Raw genomic sequence first — 18462 nt, 5'->3', positions numbered from 1 at the left:
GATCTGCGCATCCTGGTGATGTCGGCGACGCTCGACGTGGAGCGTGTGGCCGCCCTGCTCGATAACCCGCCTATCATCGAGAGCCTGGGACGCAGCTTTCCGATCGATATCCGCTATCAGGACCGGGCCGGCGGCGAGCGCGTCGAGGACGCCGTCTCGCGGGTGATTATCGAGGCTCACGCCGATGAGGACGGCTCTATCCTCGCCTTCCTGCCCGGCCAGGCGGAAATCACGCGCACCGTGGAGCGCCTGCAGGGGCGATTCGGGCCCGAAACCTTGATTGCCCCTCTCTATGGCAATCTTAGCCAGAAGGAGCAGGATGCAGCGATTCGCCCGGCGCCCAAGGGAATGCGCAAGATCGTTCTTGCCACCTCGATCGCCGAAACATCGATCACCATCGACGGTGTTAGGATCGTGATCGACAGCGGATTGCAGCGTCTGCCGGTCTTCGAGGCCTCGACCGGGATTACGCGGCTCGAGACGGTGCGGGTGTCGCGAGCCTCGGCCGATCAGCGGGCCGGCCGCGCGGGACGAACCGAGCCCGGCATCGCCATCCGGCTGTGGCACCAGGGGCAGACGGCGGCACTGCCGGCTTTCACACCGCCGCAGATCCTCTCCAGCGACCTCTCCGGCCTGGTGCTCGATCTCGCGCATTGGGGGGTCCAGGATCCCGCATCCCTTGCCTTCGTCGATCAGCCGCCGGAAACGACGCTTAAGGAAGCGCGGGCGCTGCTCGGTCAGCTCGGAGCGCTCGACAAGGATGGCGCGTTGACTGCCCGTGGCAAGATGATGCGCGATCTCGCTTTGCCGCCGCGACTTGCCGCCATGGTCGTCTCATCAGGCGAATCGGGCCATGCCCGGGAGGCGGCGATGATTGCCGTGCTCCTGACCGAACAGGGGCTTGGCGGATCGAGCATCGACATTGACGACCGGCTGCGGCGATTCAAAGCCGAGCGCGGTGACAGAGCCGACGCCTCGCGGCGGCTGGCGGGGCGGCTGGCCGCCGGCCTCGATCCCGTCACAACAGCCGCACCCGTATTGGCGGGTCAGCTGCTGCTGCACGCATTCCCAGATCGGATCGCGCTTCAGCGCGGGGGGCGCGGGCGATTCGTCATGGTGAACGGGCGGGGAGCGGAACTGCCGGAGACCGAGCGGCTCGCCGGCAGCCAGATGCTCGTCATCGCCGATCTCACCGGGCGCGCGGCGCAGGGGCGGATTCTGGCGGCAGCGGAAGTGACACGTGCGGATATCGAAGCCGAACTGCCTGGCGAGATCAGAACCGATGACCAGATATTCTTCGACCGGCAAAGCCGGCAGGTGCGGGCGCGGCGGGCAATTCGGCTTGGCGCAATCGTCTTCGAAGAGACGCCTTTGCCGCGTCCTTCCGGAGCCGCCGTCACTCAGGCGCTGATGGAGGGCGTGCGCGAATTGGGGCTTGATCAGCTCGCCTTCTCGAAGGAGGCCATGCAGCTTCGCGAACGGATCGGTTTTCTTCATCGGACGATCGGTGATCCCTGGCCCGATGTCAGCGACGATGCTCTGCTTTCTCGGCTGGAAGATTGGTTCGCTCCCTTCCAGGAGGACGCCCGTAGCCTTTCCGAGGTTTCTGCGGCCGGGCTTTCGAACGGCCTGATGTCGTTGGTACCACACGAGCTGCAGCGCGATCTTAGCCGGCTTGCGCCAACGCATTTCGAGGCGCCGACCGGTCAAAAACATCCCATCCAATATGAAGGCGAGGAGCCGGTCCTGACGATCCGCGTGCAGGAGCTGTTCGGGCTCAAGCAGCATCCGGCGGTCGCCGGAGGCCGCCTGCCGCTACTCCTGGAGCTGACGTCACCGGCGCACCGGCCGATCCAGACGACACGCGACCTGCCCGGCTTCTGGGTGGGCTCATGGAAGGACGTGCGCGCCGAGATGCGTGGACGCTATCCCCGCCACCCCTGGCCGGAGCGGCCGGAAGAGGCGTTGCCGACGACACGGGCAAAACCACGTGGTACATGAGAGCCATCAAGGAGCCCCGGCATGATCGACAAGCCCGGTGTCATCGACAAGACCGAAAGCCATACACTGGAAGACCGGCACAGCAGCCGCAGGCTGCGGCTACAGACGCTGGTGCGGCTTCGCTGGCTTGCGGTCGGCGGCCAGGCACTGACGGTGTTCATCGTCGCCTTCTGGCTGAAATTTCCCTTGCCGCTGATCGCCAGCTCTTTGCTGATCGCCGCTCTGGCCTGGGTGAATTTCTACCTGACAATCCGCTATCCGCCGACGCATCGGCTGGAGCCGCCGGCCGCCTTCGCTTTGCTCGGCTTCGATCTTCTGCAGCTTTGCGCGCTGCTCTTCATCACGGGCGGCCTCGCCAATCCGTTCGCCGCACTCGTCTGCGTGCCCGTCATCATCTCTTTCGCCTCACAGCCAATCCGCTACAGCACGGCACTGATCGGCTTTGCCATGGTCTGCATTACAGTGCTTGCCTTTTCGCCTTTCCCGCTGCCCTGGTTCGACGGGGTCGAGATCAATGTCCATAATGTGATGCAGTTCGGCGTCTGGTGCTCGATCGCCTCGACCATGGCCTTTGCCGCCTTCTATGCTTATCGCGTCTCGATGGAAGCGAGCCAGCTTGCCGATGCGCTCGCCGCGACCGAACTGGTGCTACAGCGGGAAAAGCATCTTTCGCAGCTGGACGGTCTGGCTGCGGCCGCCGCTCATGAACTCGGCACGCCGCTTGCGACGATCAGCGTCGTTGCCAAGGAAATGGAGCGCGAGCTCAAGGATGATGATCGCTTTCGCGAGGATGTCATGCTGCTGCGAAGCCAGAGCGAACGCTGCCGTGACATTCTGCGGCGGCTGACGACGCTCTCCTCCGAAGGAGAGGCGCATATGCGCCGGCTGCCGCTTTCCTCCATGATCGAAGAAGTCGTCGCACCGCACCGGGAATTCGGCATCACGCTCGAGCTCATCGAGAAGAGCCCGCGCAAGAGCGAGCCGGTCACCGATCGCAATGCCGGCATCATGTACGGGCTCGGAAACCTCATCGAAAATGCGGTCGATTATGCCAGGGAGAAAGTGACCGTGACCGTCGAGCACGATCAAGACAAAGTATTGATCGTCATCGAAGACGACGGCAATGGTTATTCGCCTGACATCCTGACGCGCATCGGCGAGCCCTATGTGACCAAGCGGCAGAAGGAAGATACGGCCGGCGGCCTCGGGCTCGGACTTTTCATCGCCAAGACACTGCTGGAGCGCTCGGGCGCATCGCTGGTTTTCGAGAACCGAGAGCCGGAAAGAGCCGGCGCGCGCATCCGCATCGAATGGCCGCGAATGCTGATCGACGCAAATTCGACAAAATGAGTTTGTGGGCATAAGTAGAATGAGAAACGGTTGACCAGGATCAGGCGCAACCGCCGGGACCCGAGACGATGACAGAACAGAATCATGGAAATTTCGCCACATCGGATGAAGACCATATCGGGCCCGACGCCAGCCTGCTGATCGTTGACGACGACGGGCCCTTCCTGCGCCGTCTCGCACGGGCGATGGAGACGCGCGGTTTCGAGGTGGAGACGGCCGAATCAGTGGCGGAAGGGGTTGCGAAATCGAGAGGCAGGCCGCCGAAATATGCGGTGGTCGACCTTCGCCTCGGCGACGGCAACGGCCTCGACGTCATCGAAGCGATTCGGCAGCGGCGCGACGATACCCGGATCATCGTGCTGACCGGCTACGGCAATATCGCAACAGCGGTGACGGCCGTAAAACTCGGAGCCGTCGATTATCTGGCCAAGCCCGCGGATGCCGACGAGGTCTTTTCAGCGCTGACGCAACGGCCGGGCGAAAAGGCCGAGCTGCCGGAGAATCCGATGTCGGCCGATCGGGTGCGCTGGGAGCACATCCAGCGGGTCTACGAGATGTGCGAGCGCAATGTCTCGGAAACAGCACGTCGGCTCAACATGCACCGGCGAACGCTGCAGCGCATCCTTGCCAAACGCGCGCCGAAATAGACGAAACCTTCGTCAGACATCATCCGCAGTGAATGGTTTTCCGTTCGCCCATTCGGCCATCATCAGCCTTTGCGCAGCGGCGCGCGAGAAACTGAGCGTGACGGATTTGCGCGTGGCCGGTGCCATGCGGTGTTCCGGCGCCTCGCGGATCATATGGGCGCCATAGCCATCCGAGAGGAAGAGCCCGCATTCCTCGGGAAAGATGTCAAGCGGCACACCTTCATGAGTCGCAAAGAACAGGCGGTCGCAATGCAGCCTGTATTCGGGCCATTTGCGATCCACCCGGAAATCCTCGATCGATGTCTTGATTTCGATGATCCAAACTTCGCCCTTTTCTGAAAGCGTGATCAGATCGGCGCGTCGGCCGCTGGCCAGCGGCAGTTCCGGCAGCACCGCATGGCGCATTTCGTGCAGCAATATCTGCGTTCCGCGCCGCACCATCATGGCCCTGTCCGATTGCCGGCCATCGATTAACGGATTGTTATTGTAAACGCTCAAAATCGTCATGGATAACCATCGCCGAGCCGGGTGTGTTGTTGCAAAAAAACCATGCGCTTTTAATTTGCGCGGTAGACGGATTCCTCGCGCCGAAGCAGTCTTGCAAAGCGCAAGTTAATCGAAAATAAACCATAATCAACGATGGTCGAAAGACTGTTCTCCTCGCCCGAAAACTTCAAGAGTTATCTATGCGCATCCGCAACGCATTCCCTGTATTTGGCCTGCTGACGACACTCGCACTGGCCGGCTGCTCCACCAATTCCGAAAGCGCATCCGTCGACGACAAGGGCGCAGGCCCGACGGTACAGACAGCTCAAATCTTCAACGACGCCTATGGCGTGACGAAGGATGCCGGATACTCCCTGCCGGCGATCCCGATCGACAGGGTCAAGCCGCAGTTCCGCCGCCAGGTCGTCAGCTACCAGACCACCGAGCGTCCAGGCACCATCATCGTCAATACGCGCGAGCGCTTCCTCTATTACATCCTGCCGAACGGCAAGGCGATGCGCTACGGCATCGGCGTCGGCAAGCAGGGCTTCGCATGGGCCGGCACTGCCTATGTCGCCTGGAAACAGGAATGGCCGACCTGGCACCCGCCGAAGGAAATGGCTGAACGCCGCCCCGACGTCGCCAAATACGTCGAGGAGGGCATGGGCCCCGGTCTCAGCAATCCGCTCGGCGCGCGCGCCATGTATCTCTTCAACGACGACGGCAAGGACACCCTGTTCCGCCTGCACGGCACGCCGGAATGGGCTTCGATCGGCACCGCCGCTTCCTCGGGCTGCATTCGCCTGATGAACCAGGACGTCATCGACCTCTACAGCCGCGTCCGCCCCGGCAAGGGGACCTCCAAGGTCATCGTCATCCAGTAGGCTAGATACCGAATTCGGTATAAAAAAGGCCGCCGGACTGTCGTCCCGGCGGCCTTTTTGTATTCTCGGTTATACCGATTGTTTCGCCTTGAGCTCGAGGCGGCGGCGGTGAAGCACCGGTTCGGTATAGCCGTTCGGTTGCTCCCTGCCCTTCAGGACGAGATCGAGGGCGGCCTGAAAGGCGATCGAATCATCGAAATTGTCCGCCATCGGCCGGTAGGCTGGATCGGATTCGTTCTGTCGATCGACGATGGCAGCCATGCGTTTCATCGTTTCGACGATCTGAGCTTCGGTGACGACTTGGTGATGCAGCCAATTCGCCATGTGCTGGGCCGAAATGCGCAACGTGGCGCGATCCTCCATCAGGCCGATATTGTTGATGTCGGGCACTTTCGAGCAGCCGACGCCCTGATCGACCCAGCGCACGACATAGCCAAGGATACCCTGGGCATTGTTGTCGAGCTCTCGCTGGATTTCCTCCGGCGTCCAATTCGGCCGCACAGCAACCGGCACGGAGAGAATGTCGGAAAGCTTTGCGCGAGCCCGGTCCTTCAGCCCCTGCTGGACCCGGGCGACGTTGACGCGGTGATAATGGGTGGCATGCAGGGTTGCGGCCGTCGGCGACGGCACCCAGGCGGTGTTGGCGCCGGCCTTCGGATGGGCGATCTTCTGTTCCAGCATCGCCGCCATCAGATCCGGCATCGCCCACATGCCTTTGCCGATTTGGGCGTGGCCGGAAAGGCCGCATTCCAGACCGATATCAACGTTCCAGTTCTCATAGGCCGATATCCACGCTGCCTGGCGCATATCGCCCTTGCGAATCATCGGACCGGCTTCCATCGAAGTATGGATCTCGTCTCCGGTGCGGTCGAGGAAACCGGTGTTGATGAAGACGACGCGCTCGCGGGCGGCACGAATGCACTCCTTGAGATTGACCGTCGTGCGCCGCTCCTCGTCCATGATGCCCATCTTGATGGTGTTGCGCGCCATGCCGAGCGCGTCTTCGACCCGGGAGAAAATCTCGACGGCGAAGGCGACCTCTTCTGGCCCATGCATCTTCGGCTTCACCACATACATGGAGCCGGTGCGGGAATTCTTCTTCCGGCCGGCGGGACCGATATCGTAAAGCGCGATCAGAGCAGTGATGATGGCATCCATGATGCCCTCGGGCACTTCGTTGCCGTCCTTGTCGAGGATCGCGGGATTGGTCATCAGGTGGCCAACATTGCGCACCAGCATCAACGAACGGCGATGCACCTCGAACGAAGCGCCATCCGGGCCGGTATAGTCCAGATCCGGGTTGAGCTTGCGGATGAAGGTCGTTCCGCCCTTTGCCACCTCTTCCTGCAGATCGCCCTTCATCAAGCCGAGCCAGTTGCGATAGACGATCACCTTGTCTTCGGCGTCGACGGCTGCAATCGAATCCTCGCAGTCCATGATCGTGGTAATCGCCGATTCCAGCCAGACATCGGAAATATGGGCCGGATCGGCCTTACCGATCGCCGTCGTCGGGTCGATGACGATATCGATATGAATGCCGTTGTTCTTCAGCAGAATATGGCTCAGCGTGGTGGCATCGCCGCGATAGCCGGCAAAATGCCGGCCGTCTCCGAGCATTGTCTGCTCGCCGTCCACCGATCTGACGACGAGCATTCCGTCCTTGACGGCGAAGCTGCCGACATCCTTCCAGCTGCCGTCCTGCAGCGGCGTCGCCGTATCGAGGAAATCTCGCACCCAGGCGATGACCTTTTCGCCTCGCTTCGGATTATACCCCTTACCCTTCTCGGCGCCGTCGCTCTCGGGAATGGCGTCGGTGCCATAAAGCGCATCATAGAGCGAGCCCCAGCGAGCGTTGGCGGCGTTCAAAGCGTAGCGGGCATTCATCACGGGAACGACGAGCTGCGGACCGGCGATCGAGGCGATCTCGGGATCCACGTTTTCGGTCGAGACCTGGAAGTCCGATCCTTCCGGCAGGAGGTAGCCGATGCTGCGGAGAAAGGATTGATAGTCGTCCATATCCGACGGGGCGCCATGCTGGCGATACCAGTCATCAATCTTCGTCTGCAGCTCGTCCCGTTTGGCCAGCAGTGCGCGATTGCGCGGGGCGAGATCGTGAACGATCGCCGAAAAATCGGCAAAGAACCTGTGCACATCGATCGCCAGACCCGGCAGAACCTCCTGCGTCAGGAAATCGTGAAGGACGGTTTCGATGGCAAGACCGTTCTTATCAATGCGGCTCATGCGATATTCTCCCTGCCAGCGCCTGTGAATGCTGCCACTTTGCCCGGCTTTTATTCACAGTCAATTCCGCAATAGTTCGAAAGATTTATGCCGTTCCGGAAATTATGCGCGACGTCACGCGCATGGGAAGCCCGTTCTGCGGCTGAGTCGTCAGCTTCTGCACCGGCCAAGGATTGGTGGTTGTGGTCTGATCGAATCGGAAACGGCGCATCATCACGGCCAGTGCGATCACCGCCTCCTGCAGCGCGAAGGTCGCGCCGATGCAGACGCGCGGGCCGGCGCCGAACGGCAGAAACTGAAACCGGCCGATGCTGCCGCGGTTTTCCGGAAGGAAGCGCTCCGGCATATAGGCGCGCGGCTTTTCCCAATAAAGTTCGTGGCGATGCAGCGTCCACGGCATGATCAGCACGGTAATATCCGCTGTTATTTCGACCTTTTCGCCCTTGGCATTCGTCCAGAAGTCATCGGCTATGGCGGCGCGATTGATCGAAGGAGCCGGGGGGTAAAGTCTGAGGGCCTCTTCGAAGGCCGCCCGCGTCACCGGCATCAGATCCAGCCATTCCACTGGTTCGGCTCCAGTCGCCAGGACGGCATCGATCTCCGTCTCCATCGCCTCACGAATATGCGGGCTGTTGGCCACACAATAAAGTGTCCAGGCAAGCGCACGCGCCGTCGTCTCGTGGCCGGCTCCGATGAAAGTCAGGATATTGTCCTCGATCTCCCCCTTGGTCAGGCCATCCGGACCTGCCTGTTCCAGGAGCAGCGTCAGAAAATCCTCCGGTGCGGCGGCGCGATCGGCCTTCATCTTCGCCAGACGCACATCCATGGTATCGCGGACGATAGCCCGGAATTTTTCCAGCACCTTCTGACCGCCGATACGGGTCAGGCGTGGCACCCAGGAGGGCGCGCGCAGCAGGTCCATCGGGTCGACGCGGCCCATCCGGTGGAGAAGCTGGTTGACGTCGTCGGCGAAATGGCCGCTCGACGAGATGATTTCGCCGGAGAAGAGCGTTTCAGCAAGGATAGCAAAGGTCAAATCGGTCATGTCGGTGGCAATGTCGAAAATTTGACCAGCCGCCTCGCCGTTCTCGTATTTGCGGACGAAATCTTCCGATTGCCGCAGCATCTGGCCGGCAAAGCCCTTGGCGTGGCGCGGCGTGAAGACTGGCGCGACCGCCTTTCGCGATCGCTTCCAGACCTGGCCTTCCGCCGTCAACAACCCGTCACGCAAGATTGGCCGCAACACCAGCTGGCGAATGTCGGACATGCGGTAATTGGCGGCATTGTCGACCAGCACGTGCTTGATCAAGCCGGGATCGTTAACGATGAGCGTATGTTGCCCAAAGAAACTCGTTTTGATCCAGGGTAGCGTATAGGAGGGCTCGCCCCAGAGTTCGAGCGGGTTGCGCAGGATGATTCGGATGATATCCAGCCGGCTCGGCGGCACGGTGCGCGGCAGCGGTGCCGGCGGAACGAAGGGGTCCGGACGCATGTCCATCGTCAAAGCCTTTCGGGGAAGAGCGACGCCTTCCCGGCAAGCTTGAAGCTAGAGCAGGCCCTTGAGTTCGTCCAGCTTGTCGTTGATCAGCCAGCCGTAATAATTCTCTTCAGGCCAAACGGTCGCACCGGAAGAGCGGTTTTTCGCCGCAAGGGCTGTGGCACGCTGGCGGGAATTGCCGACATTATACAGCGTCGCCGTCAGGCCGGGATTGCCCGAGATATCCATGCCGGCAATCTCCTTGTAATCGTCGATCGACCGGCGGATCGAGGCCGCGACGAAGGCGAGCGAGATATCGGGATCCATGATCGCCTTATAGACGTCGCCGGCATTCTTCTCGTTCAGCTTCGGATAGCCGGAGACGCGGCTGACGAGATCGGAGAGCATCAACGCCGTCAGCGGATTGACCTGGCCGAGGCCGAAGGTCTGGCCGGCATAGAAAGGCTGAAAGAAGACCGCACTGAAGCGGTTGTTGGGGAAGCTCTCGCCACCGACGGTCTTGCCGCGGAAATCGCTTTCCCAGACATCTTCCCGGCAGGACCAGAGCGTGTAGGAATCACTCTTGCCCTTGCACTGCGCAAATTGCGGCCGCGCCACGAAATCGTCGACGTTTTCGCCGTCATAGGCGAAGCGGAAACTTTCCCCGGCATAGGAAGCGGCTTTGACATAATAGGCCTGCAGCCTGTCGTAAGCGTCGACATTATAGGTATGTTCGCCAACGATCGCGCCGACGACATGGATGGGATTGATGCCGTAAGCGCTGGAGACCTTGCGGATCTTGGCCATCAGCTCGCGATCGGTCGCAAGAAGCTCATGGACCTTCTCATATTTCAGATCGAAGCTGCTCTTGGTGCCCTTGGTGCGGCGGACGGACGCGCCGGGAATATCTGGCTGCTCAGCGTGGCGATTGCCGGCCGGCACCGTCTGCATGGCGAAGGCCGGCCCTGAATTCACCAGGGCAACGGCAATCAAAAGGCTTGTCAAAAGGCGTCGCACGATCCGCTATCCCGTCCGTTCATCGTCCTGTTCGCGATGCGGCTGACTGGACCAGAATCTTGGCCGAATAAAGCCGTAGCGGAAAACAAAACGGGCCTTCACTAAAAAGGAAAAGGCCCGCTGTCGATAGTCGAGGTCAACAGAATGCGGCATTCACATCGGTAAAGCCACGAGCCGGTGCGCCGATATCACAGAATAAAGCGTGACAGGTCGGTATTCTGCGCGAGATCGCCGACATGTTCGCGCACATAGGCTGCATCGATCGTGATGGCTGCCCCTGCCCGATCCGGCGCATTGTAGGAAATATCGTCCAGAACCCGCTCCATCACCGTCTGCAGACGGCGCGCACCGATATTCTCGACCGAGGAGTTCAAATGCACGGCGACATCAGCCAGCGCGTCGATCGCGTCCTCGGTGAAATCAAGGTTCAGATTTTCGGTTTCCATCAGCGCCCGGTACTGGCGGATGAGGCTCGCTTCGGTCTCTGTCAGGATCCGGCGGAAATCCTCCTTGTTCAGCGGGCGCAGCTCGACGCGGATCGGCAGGCGGCCCTGCAGCTCCGGCAAGAGATCCGAGGGTTTGGAGACATGGAAGGCGCCAGAGGCGATGAAGAGGATATGGTCCGTCTTCACAGGCCCGTATTTGGTCGAGACCGTCGTGCCTTCGACGAGCGGCAGCAGGTCGCGCTGGACACCTTCGCGTGAAACGCCGGCACCCATGCCGCCGTCGCGGGCGGCGATCTTGTCGATCTCGTCGAGGAAGACGATGCCGTCATTTTCGGTAGAGCGGACGGCCTCGCGCTGGATCACCTCGTTGTCGATCAGCTTGTCGGATTCATCGCGAATCAGATCGGTATAAGAAGCCTTGACCGTCGTGCGCACCTTCTTAGTGCGTCCGCCCATTGCCTTACCGAACATTTCCGACAGGTTGAGCACGCCGATATTGGCGCCCGGCATGCCGGGTATTTCGAAGCCGCCCATGCCGGAGCCGGCATCGGCCACCTCAATATCGATTTCCTTGTCGTCGAGCTCACCGTCCCTGAGCTTCTTGCGGAAACTTTCGCGGGTGGCGGGCGAAGCGGTGGTGCCGACCAGCGCATCGAGCACACGCTCCTCGGCGCTGACATGCGCCTTGGCCTGCACCTCGGCCCGCTTCTTCTCGCGCACCAGGCCGATACCGACCTCGACCAGATCGCGGATGATCTGCTCGACATCACGGCCGACATAGCCGACTTCGGTGAACTTCGTGGCTTCGACCTTGATGAAAGGCGCGCCGGCGAGTTTTGCCAGACGGCGGGAAATCTCCGTTTTACCGACACCGGTCGGACCGATCATCAGGATGTTCTTCGGCATGACTTCGTCGCGCAGGCTCGGGTCGAGCTGCTGGCGACGCCAGCGGTTTCGCAGCGCAATCGCGACGGCGCGTTTGGCATCATGCTGGCCGATGATGTAGCGATCGAGTTCGGAAACGATCTCGCGGGGGGAAAAGGTCGTCATTGCGTATCATTCTCCTGGCGGTCCGGAACCATCAACGCCCGGCCGCAATTCATCGTTGTCGCGCCGCGACGGGTCAGCCGCGGCAGCAGCCGGAAGGCCGGGATTCAGCTTTCGACGTCCAGCAATTCGACCACGATATTGTGGTTGGTGTAGACGCAGATGTCGGCCGCGATATCGAGGGCGCGCCGGGCGATCTCTTCGGCCGATTTGTCGGTATCCATCAGTGCACGAGCGGCGGCGAAGGCAAAATTGCCGCCAGAACCGATCGCCGTCGTGCCATGTTCGGGCTCCAGAACATCGCCATTGCCGGTGATTGCCAAGGTGATCGACTTGTCGGCGACGAGCATCATGGCTTCGAGATTACGCAGGTATTTGTCGGTGCGCCAGTCCTTGGCGAGCTCGACGGCGGCGCGCATCAGCTGACCGGGATATTGTTCCAGCTTCTTTTCAAGCCTTTCGAGCAGGGTGAAGGCGTCGGCCGTGGCGCCGGCGAAACCGGCGATGACCTCGCCCTTGCCGATGCGCCGGACCTTGCGGGCATTGCCCTTCATCACGGTCTGGCCGAGGCTCACCTGGCCATCGCCCGCCATCACCACCTTGCCGCCTTTTCGAACTGTAATGATTGTTGTCATAAAACACCTGTCTGCCCATGAGGCGGGCCTTTACACGAGACCGCAAACCGGTCCTTGTTGAACCCTATGTAAGCCGGCCGGAGCCGATTGCAAATGGGCGGGCTTTTCTCCTGCCCGGCTTCTGGATATTTGCCGATGCGCCTGATAAGGAACGGCCTTATTCCGATGGAGGGCCAGATGGCCGAGACCGCAGCAAGCCGTACCGGCAGCGTTGCCCGCAAGACCAACGAGACGTCGATTTCCGTTTCCGTTAATCTCAACGGCACCGGCAAATCGAAGATTTCGACCGGCGTCGGCTTCTTCGACCATATGCTCGATCAACTTTCGCGGCATTCGCTCATCGACATGGAAATCGAAGCCAAGGGTGACCTGCATATCGATGATCATCACACGGTCGAGGATACCGGTATTGCGATCGGCCAGGCGATCTCGAAGGCGCTCGGCGACCGCCGGGGCATTACACGCTACGCTTCGATCGATCTCGCTATGGACGAGACGATGACCAAGGCGGCGGTCGATCTTTCCGGCCGGCCGTTCCTCGTCTGGAATGTCGCCTTCAGCGCACCGAAGATCGGCACCTTCGACACGGAACTCGTGCGCGAATTCTTCCAGGCGCTCGCCCAGAACGCCGGCATCACCTTGCATATTCTCAATCATTATGGCGCCAACAACCACCATATTGCCGAGACATGCTTCAAGGCGGTCGCGCGCGCATTGCGCACGGCGACAGAGATCGATCCGAGACAGGCGGGCCGTGTTCCCTCGACGAAGGGCACGCTCGTCTGAGCCCCTCAGGGAGCGGCGACAATGACCTCCAGCTATATTTTCCTGACACCGCCCGGCGCGAACCCAGCGACCGATGAGGTGCGCACTATTCGCGACGGCTTCTCCTGGCTCGGCTTCCTGTTTCCATGGGCTTGGCTTCTGGTGCACCGGCTATGGCTGCATGCGGCCGCGGCGTTTCTCTTGCAGGGAATCGGCGGCGCACTGATGGACGAACCCGGTCTGGGGCCGGCGGGCGCGGCGATCATGATGGGCGTGAATATAGTGGTCGGCCTCGAAGGCCAGAACTTTCGCATCCGCAACCTTGCCGCCAAGGGCTGGAACGAGGACGCCCTCATTGCAGCCGATAAGCTCGATATTGCCGAGCAGGTCTATTTTGCGGACAAGACAGTCCCTGCGAGCAGTGACGATACGGTCGCACCGGATTGGCAGAACAAGCCCGGTGCAAACAGCCTGCGCGGCCAAGCGACATCGCTTGATCTCTTTGGTTTTGATGGAGGACGCTGACGATGCGCGTCGCGATTATTGACTATGGCTCCGGCAACCTTCGTTCGGCCACCAAGGCTTTCGAACGTGCCGCGCGCGAGGCGGGCATCAATGCCCATATCGATCTCACCGATAAGGCGGAGGACGTTGCTGCGGCCGATCGCATCGTGCTGCCCGGCGTCGGCGCATACGCCGATTGCCGGCGCGGACTGGACGCCGTGCCCGGCATGAACGAAGTGCTGATCGAGGCTGTCGAGAACAAGGCGCGGCCTTTCCTCGGCATCTGCGTCGGGATGCAACTGATGTCCTCGCGCGGTCTGGAGAAGACCGTGACACACGGCTTCGGCTGGATTCCAGGCGACGTCATCGAGATGACGCCTGACGATCCCGCCTTGAAGATTCCGCAGATCGGCTGGAACACGCTCGACCTGAAGCACGAGCATCCGCTCTTCGACGGCATTCCCACCGGGCCGCAGGGGCTGCATGCCTATTTCGTCCATTCCTACCATCTTGCCGCCGAAAATGCCGAGGATGTCATTGCGACCGTCGATTATGGCAGGCCGATGACCGCCCTCGTCGGGCGCGACAACATGGTGGGGGCCCAGTTTCACCCGGAAAAGAGCCAGAAGCTCGGCCTCGCCCTGATCGCCAATTTCCTGCGCTGGAACCCGTAATACCTCCGCCTTATTTCCTCTTTATGAAAAGAGCGGAACAGGAGTGCGCTCGATGCCGGCTTCGCGGAAATCAGGCAAGGTGTTCTATATGCTGAGACCCTCCAGAGAGGGTCTGCCTCCCTTCTCGGACATCCGGCTTCCCGACGGGACGATCATTCGCCGTGTCGACGAAGCCCTCCATAGAAGAGCGCTTTCCAATGCGGCCAAGGCATTGAAAGAAAGGCTGGACCGATGATCCATGAATTTCTTGCCGGCAACGAGAATTCGCAGCTGCGCGCCAATGGGATCAATGCCGGCGATATCACCGAAGCCGTGCTGGAATTCTATATCGAAGGCGAAGACGATCTGATCGGCCTGCTTGCCTACGCCCTTTACGAGCGGCAGAAGCGCGATTTCGTCGTCAGCTATCGAAAGCGGAATGCCGGCCGTTCGCCCAATGAGGCCGAGCTTGCCGCAGTTTCCAGCAATTATCTCTCCACTGACCTGCGCAATACGCTGCGCGATCGCGCCTCGCAGATTCTTTCGAGCTATGCCGAGACCTATGTGGAAGCGATGGAGCCTGAGATCCGGCTCGCCGCCGTCAACAGCGACGCCCTGCGGCGGGTGCGGGAGATCGAGAAATCGGTGAAGAAGCGCCTCGGTTTCTGGCGCCAGGTACGTGCGGGCTTCATCGCCATCCTTCTGCTTCTGCTGCTTTTGAGCGCGGCCGCCATTGCCGCTGTCTTTTTCCGCTCGGATATCGTAGATGCGTGGAATGCGCTGATGGCAGCGATCACTCTACGGACGTAAGACGACATGATCCTTTTTCCCGCGATCGATCTGAAGGGCGGCCAATGCGTTCGCCTGAAGCTCGGCGACATGCAACAGGCGACGGTTTACAGCACCGATCCCGCCGCCCAGGCGAAGTCCTTCGAAGACCAGGGTTTCGAATGGCTGCACGTGGTCGATCTCGATGGCGCCTTCGCGGGACATTCGGCCAATGGCGACGCCGTCGAGGCGATCCTGAAGGCGACAAAAAATCCGGTGCAGCTCGGCGGCGGCATCCGCACCCTCGACCACATCGAAGCCTGGCTGTCGCGCGGGTTGCGGCGGGTCATCCTCGGCACCGTCGCCGTCAGAAATCCGGCGCTGGTCATCGAGGCCTGCCGGAAATTTCCGGGCGGCGTTGCTGTCGGTATCGATGCCAAGGGCGGCAAGGTGGCCGTCGAGGGTTGGGCTGAAGCTTCCGAACTCGGCATCATCGAGCTTGCCCGGAAATTCGAGGGCGCCGGCGTTGCGGCGATCATCTACACCGATATCGACCGCGACGGCATTCTGGCCGGCATCAACTGGAGCTCGACACTGGAACTCGCCGATACCGTCTCCATTCCTGTTATCGCTTCGGGCGGCCTTGCCTCTATCGAAGATATCAAGCGCATGCTGCAGCCCGACGCGCAGAAGCTGGAAGGGGCGATTTCAGGCCGGGCGCTCTACGACGGCCGCATTGACCCCCAGGAAGCGCTGGCGCTGATCAAGGCCAACAAGGCCAAGGAGACTGCCTAATGACCCTCAAGGCTCGTGTCATTCCCTGCCTTGACGTCAAGGACGGCCGTGTCGTCAAGGGCGTCAATTTTCTCAATCTCGTCGATGCCGGCGATCCGGTCGAAGCGGCGAAGGCTTATGACGCGGCCGGCGCCGACGAGCTCTGCTTCCTCGACATCACCGCGTCCTCGGACAATCGCGAGACGATTTTCGATGTCGTGTCGCGCACGGCCGATCAATGCTTCATGCCGCTGACTGTCGGAGGCGGGGTCAGAACCATCGCCGACATCCGCAAGCTCCTGCTGTGCGGCGCCGACAAGGTGTCGATCAACTCGGCGGCCGTCAGCAATCCTGATTTCGTCACTGAAGCGGCCGACAAGTTCGGTGACCAGTGCATCGTCGTCTCGATCGACGCCAAGCGCCGACGCACGCAAGCGGTCGGCGGCGACAATCTCAGCGCCTGGGAAATCTATACGCATGGCGGCCGCAACGCGACCGGCATCGATGCTATCGAATTCGCTCAGAAAATGGTGGCGCGCGGGGCCGGCGAACTGCTCGTTACCTCCATGGACCGCGACGGCACCAAGGCCGGCTACGACCTGGAGCTGACGCGGGCGATTGCCGATGCTGTGCGTGTGCCGGTCATCGCATCCGGCGGCGTCGGCGACCTCGACGATCTCGTCGCCGGGGTGAAGGAAGGCCATGCCAATGCCGTGCTCGCCGCATCGATCTTCCACTTCGGCACCTATACCGTCGGCGAGGCGAAGCACTATATGTCGAAGTGCGGCATCGACATGCGTCTCGACTGAACCCTGAGAACGAACAATGAGCGGATTTTCCCTTTCCGACCTCGAACGCATCGTCGAAGAGCGATCGAAAGCCTCACCGGAGCAGTCCTGGACAGCCAAGCTTGTAGCCGCCGGCCAGCCGAAAGCGGCGAAGAAGCTTGGTGAAGAGGCAATCGAAGCGGTGATGGCGGCGGTGACGGGCGATCGCGACAATCTGACCTACGAAGCGGCCGACCTGCTCTATCACCTTTTGGTCGTATTGAAGATTGCTGAAATACCGTTAGAGAATGTCATGGCCGAACTCGAGCGCAGAACCGCGCAGTCCGGTCTCAAGGAAAAGGCCAGCCGGCAGAGTTCATGAGTATCGCGACTGAGATTATCGGGGTGCCGGAGATATTGGATCACTTCCAGTCTGAATCCTATTCGCCCTACCATTTCTTCTCTTCCGAGCAATGGGCGAAATTCCGCGCCGACACGCCGCTGACGCTGACCGGCGACGAGGTCAAGCGGCTGCGCTCAATGGGCGACCCGATCGATCTCGACGAGGTCCGGCGCATCTACCTCTCGCTGTCGCGCCTGCTCTCGTCACATGTCGAATCCTCGCAGATGCTGTTCGACCAGCGCAACCGCTTCCTGAGCATGTCGGATGTAACGAAAACGCCTTTCGTCATTGGCATCGCCGGCTCCGTCGCTGTGGGAAAATCGACCACAGCCCGTATCCTGAAGGAGCTCTTGGGCCGCTGGCCTTCCAGCCCGAAGGTCGATCTCATCACGACAGACGGCTTCCTCCACCCGAACGCGGTGCTGCAGCGGGAAAAGCTGATGCAACGCAAGGGTTTCCCGGAAAGCTACGATACTGGCGCGATCCTGCGCTTCCTCTCGGCGATCAAGGCCGGGCGGCCCGATGTGAAGGCGCCGTGTTATTCGCATCTCGTCTATGACGTGCTGCCGGACGAATACAAGATCGTCGACCGGCCCGACATTCTGATCTTCGAAGGCATCAACGTGCTGCAATCGCGCAACCTGCCGGCCGACGGCAAGATCGTGCCGATGGTGTCCGACTTCTTCGACTTCTCGATCTATATCGACGCCGCGGAAGACCAGATCCACAACTGGTACGTGACGCGCTTCATGCGGCTGCGGGAAACCGCCTTCCGCGATCCGAACTCCTATTTTCATCGCTACGCCTCGATCACCGATGGGGAAGCGCTCGAAATCGCCGAAGATCTCTGGGCGAACATCAACCTGAAGAACCTGCGCCAGAACATCCTGCCGACGCGGCCGCGCGCCGATCTCATCCTGAAAAAGGGCAAGGATCATCTGATCGAACAGGTCGCGCTCAGAAAACTATAGCAGACGATCAATTTTCACGGACGAACGCGGCGCAGCGTCAGATTGATGCGGCCGCCGTTCTTCAACAGCGTCGATGTCGCGGGGTAAATGCGGTCGACGCCATGATAACAAAGCCTCCCCTCGCCGCCCAGCACGACCAGATCACCGCTCGCAAGCTTGAAGGATAGCGTGCGATCATTGCGGTTGAGGCCGCCGATGCGGAAGAGGCAGCTGTTGCCGAGCGAGATCGAGACGACCGGCGCCTGCAGATCCTGCTCGTCCTTGTCCTGATGCAGGCCCATACGGGCGTCGTCGGAATAGAAATTGACGAGGCAGGCCTCCGGTGGCTTCTCACAGCCGGAAACCTCATTCCAGATATCGAGCAAAGCCGCCGGCATCTCAGGCCAGGGCCGGCCGGTTGCCGGGTGCGTCGGCTGATAGCGATAGCCGCGCTCCTTGTCCGTCACCCATCCGAGCGGCCCGCAATTGGTCATCCTGACCGACATCTGTTTGCCGGTGCCGGGCATGAAGGGCACATAGAGCGGCGCTTCGGCGACGACGGCACGGATCACCTCGACCAATTCCGCCTGGCGCGCCCGGTCGAGATAGCCGGGCAGATGGCGGATGCCGTTCAGAAGCTCGGGCAT

Annotated in this window: 20 protein-coding genes (1 of these 20 only partly in view); 13 read left to right on the top strand and 7 right to left on the bottom strand. The window is 61.0% G+C overall.

Annotated elements, in window-relative coordinates:
• The 3 genes from hrpB to NXC14_RS00290 form a co-directional block, all read left to right on the top strand.
• Nucleotides 1–2001: the 3' portion of an ATP-dependent helicase HrpB gene (gene hrpB / locus NXC14_RS00300; RefSeq protein ID WP_085776465.1), read on the top strand. 465 nt of this gene lie to the left of the window's left edge; only the last 2001 of its 2466 coding nucleotides appear in the window; its start codon lies off the left edge, out of view; its stop codon occupies nucleotides 1999–2001.
• 21 nt (nucleotides 2002–2022) lie between these two features.
• Nucleotides 2023–3351, top strand: a complete 1329-nt coding sequence (locus NXC14_RS00295; RefSeq protein WP_085776464.1) for an ActS/PrrB/RegB family redox-sensitive histidine kinase — start codon at nucleotides 2023–2025, stop codon at nucleotides 3349–3351.
• 68 nt (nucleotides 3352–3419) lie between these two features.
• Entirely contained in the window at nucleotides 3420–3998 is a 579-nt protein-coding gene (locus NXC14_RS00290) for an ActR/PrrA/RegA family redox response regulator transcription factor (protein WP_085776463.1), read from the top strand.
• A 12-nt stretch (nucleotides 3999–4010) separates the two neighbouring features.
• Here NXC14_RS00290 and NXC14_RS00285 read toward each other — a convergent pair whose 3' ends face one another.
• Entirely contained in the window at nucleotides 4011–4505 is a 495-nt protein-coding gene (locus NXC14_RS00285) for an MmcB family DNA repair protein (RefSeq protein ID WP_085776462.1), read from the bottom strand.
• Nucleotides 4506–4684: 179 nt separating this feature from the next.
• On the opposite strand from NXC14_RS00285, the gene NXC14_RS00280 reads away from it, so the two are divergent.
• Complete coding sequence (locus NXC14_RS00280) at nucleotides 4685–5368, top strand: L,D-transpeptidase family protein (RefSeq protein ID WP_011423457.1); 684 nt, start codon at nucleotides 4685–4687, stop codon at nucleotides 5366–5368.
• 69 nt (nucleotides 5369–5437) lie between these two features.
• Here the strand turns inward: NXC14_RS00280 and NXC14_RS00275 are convergent, their stop codons facing one another.
• From NXC14_RS00275 to hslV, 5 genes are all read right to left on the bottom strand, one after another.
• Nucleotides 5438–7609: a malate synthase G gene (locus NXC14_RS00275; RefSeq protein ID WP_085776461.1), complete on the bottom strand. Its 2172-nt coding sequence runs from the start codon at nucleotides 7607–7609 to the stop codon at nucleotides 5438–5440.
• Nucleotides 7610–7694: 85 nt separating this feature from the next.
• Entirely contained in the window at nucleotides 7695–9107 is a 1413-nt protein-coding gene (locus tag NXC14_RS00270; RefSeq protein WP_085776460.1) for a cytochrome P450, read from the bottom strand.
• A gap of 48 nt (nucleotides 9108–9155) precedes the next feature.
• Nucleotides 9156–10103: a DUF1402 family protein gene (locus NXC14_RS00265; RefSeq protein WP_085776459.1), complete on the bottom strand. Its 948-nt coding sequence runs from the start codon at nucleotides 10101–10103 to the stop codon at nucleotides 9156–9158.
• Between the two features lie 188 nt (nucleotides 10104–10291).
• Nucleotides 10292–11599, bottom strand: coding sequence for an ATP-dependent protease ATPase subunit HslU (gene hslU / locus NXC14_RS00260; protein ID WP_064708200.1), 1308 nt, complete (start codon nucleotides 11597–11599; stop codon nucleotides 10292–10294).
• Nucleotides 11600–11703: 104 nt separating this feature from the next.
• Complete coding sequence (hslV, locus tag NXC14_RS00255) at nucleotides 11704–12231, bottom strand: ATP-dependent protease subunit HslV (RefSeq protein ID WP_064800163.1); 528 nt, start codon at nucleotides 12229–12231, stop codon at nucleotides 11704–11706.
• Between the two features lie 177 nt (nucleotides 12232–12408).
• Here hslV and hisB point away from each other — a divergent pair, with 177 nt between their 5' ends.
• From hisB to coaA, 9 genes are read left to right on the top strand one after another with little or no spacing between them, the layout of a single operon-like run.
• Nucleotides 12409–13017, top strand: a complete 609-nt coding sequence (gene hisB, locus NXC14_RS00250; RefSeq protein WP_085779912.1) for an imidazoleglycerol-phosphate dehydratase HisB — start codon at nucleotides 12409–12411, stop codon at nucleotides 13015–13017.
• A gap of 21 nt (nucleotides 13018–13038) precedes the next feature.
• A complete protein-coding gene (locus tag NXC14_RS00245; RefSeq protein ID WP_085776458.1) occupies nucleotides 13039–13521 on the top strand; it encodes a DUF2628 domain-containing protein in 483 nt (160 codons plus the stop codon).
• 2 nt (nucleotides 13522–13523) lie between these two features.
• Entirely contained in the window at nucleotides 13524–14174 is a 651-nt protein-coding gene (hisH, locus tag NXC14_RS00240) for an imidazole glycerol phosphate synthase subunit HisH (RefSeq protein WP_085776457.1), read from the top strand.
• 52 nt (nucleotides 14175–14226) lie between these two features.
• Nucleotides 14227–14409: a hypothetical protein gene (locus NXC14_RS00235; protein WP_085776456.1), complete on the top strand. Its 183-nt coding sequence runs from the start codon at nucleotides 14227–14229 to the stop codon at nucleotides 14407–14409.
• On the top strand, nucleotides 14406–14963 hold the full coding sequence (locus tag NXC14_RS00230; RefSeq protein WP_085776455.1) for a hypothetical protein: 558 nt from the start codon (nucleotides 14406–14408) through the stop codon (nucleotides 14961–14963). Before NXC14_RS00235 ends, NXC14_RS00230 begins: the two co-directional genes overlap by 4 nt.
• A gap of 6 nt (nucleotides 14964–14969) precedes the next feature.
• Nucleotides 14970–15716 (top strand): 1-(5-phosphoribosyl)-5-[(5-phosphoribosylamino)methylideneamino]imidazole-4-carboxamide isomerase, encoded by a 747-nt coding sequence (hisA, locus tag NXC14_RS00225; RefSeq protein ID WP_085776454.1) that lies wholly within the window; start codon nucleotides 14970–14972, stop codon nucleotides 15714–15716.
• Complete coding sequence (hisF, locus tag NXC14_RS00220) at nucleotides 15716–16504, top strand: imidazole glycerol phosphate synthase subunit HisF (protein WP_085776453.1); 789 nt, start codon at nucleotides 15716–15718, stop codon at nucleotides 16502–16504. The genes hisA and hisF overlap by 1 nt, the downstream gene beginning before the upstream one ends.
• A gap of 16 nt (nucleotides 16505–16520) precedes the next feature.
• Entirely contained in the window at nucleotides 16521–16844 is a 324-nt protein-coding gene (locus NXC14_RS00215) for a phosphoribosyl-ATP diphosphatase (protein WP_085776452.1), read from the top strand.
• On the top strand, nucleotides 16841–17836 hold the full coding sequence (gene coaA / locus NXC14_RS00210; RefSeq protein WP_085776451.1) for a type I pantothenate kinase: 996 nt from the start codon (nucleotides 16841–16843) through the stop codon (nucleotides 17834–17836). The genes NXC14_RS00215 and coaA overlap by 4 nt, the downstream gene beginning before the upstream one ends.
• 14 nt (nucleotides 17837–17850) lie before the next feature.
• Here coaA and NXC14_RS00205 read toward each other — a convergent pair whose 3' ends face one another.
• Nucleotides 17851–18462 (bottom strand): alpha-ketoglutarate-dependent dioxygenase AlkB, encoded by a 612-nt coding sequence (locus NXC14_RS00205; RefSeq protein WP_085776450.1) that lies wholly within the window; start codon nucleotides 18460–18462, stop codon nucleotides 17851–17853.

This window comes from Rhizobium sp. NXC14, from assembly GCF_002117485.1.
GTDB lineage: Bacteria > Pseudomonadota > Alphaproteobacteria > Rhizobiales > Rhizobiaceae > Rhizobium.
This window is presented reverse-complemented; position numbering and strand designations above follow the sequence as displayed.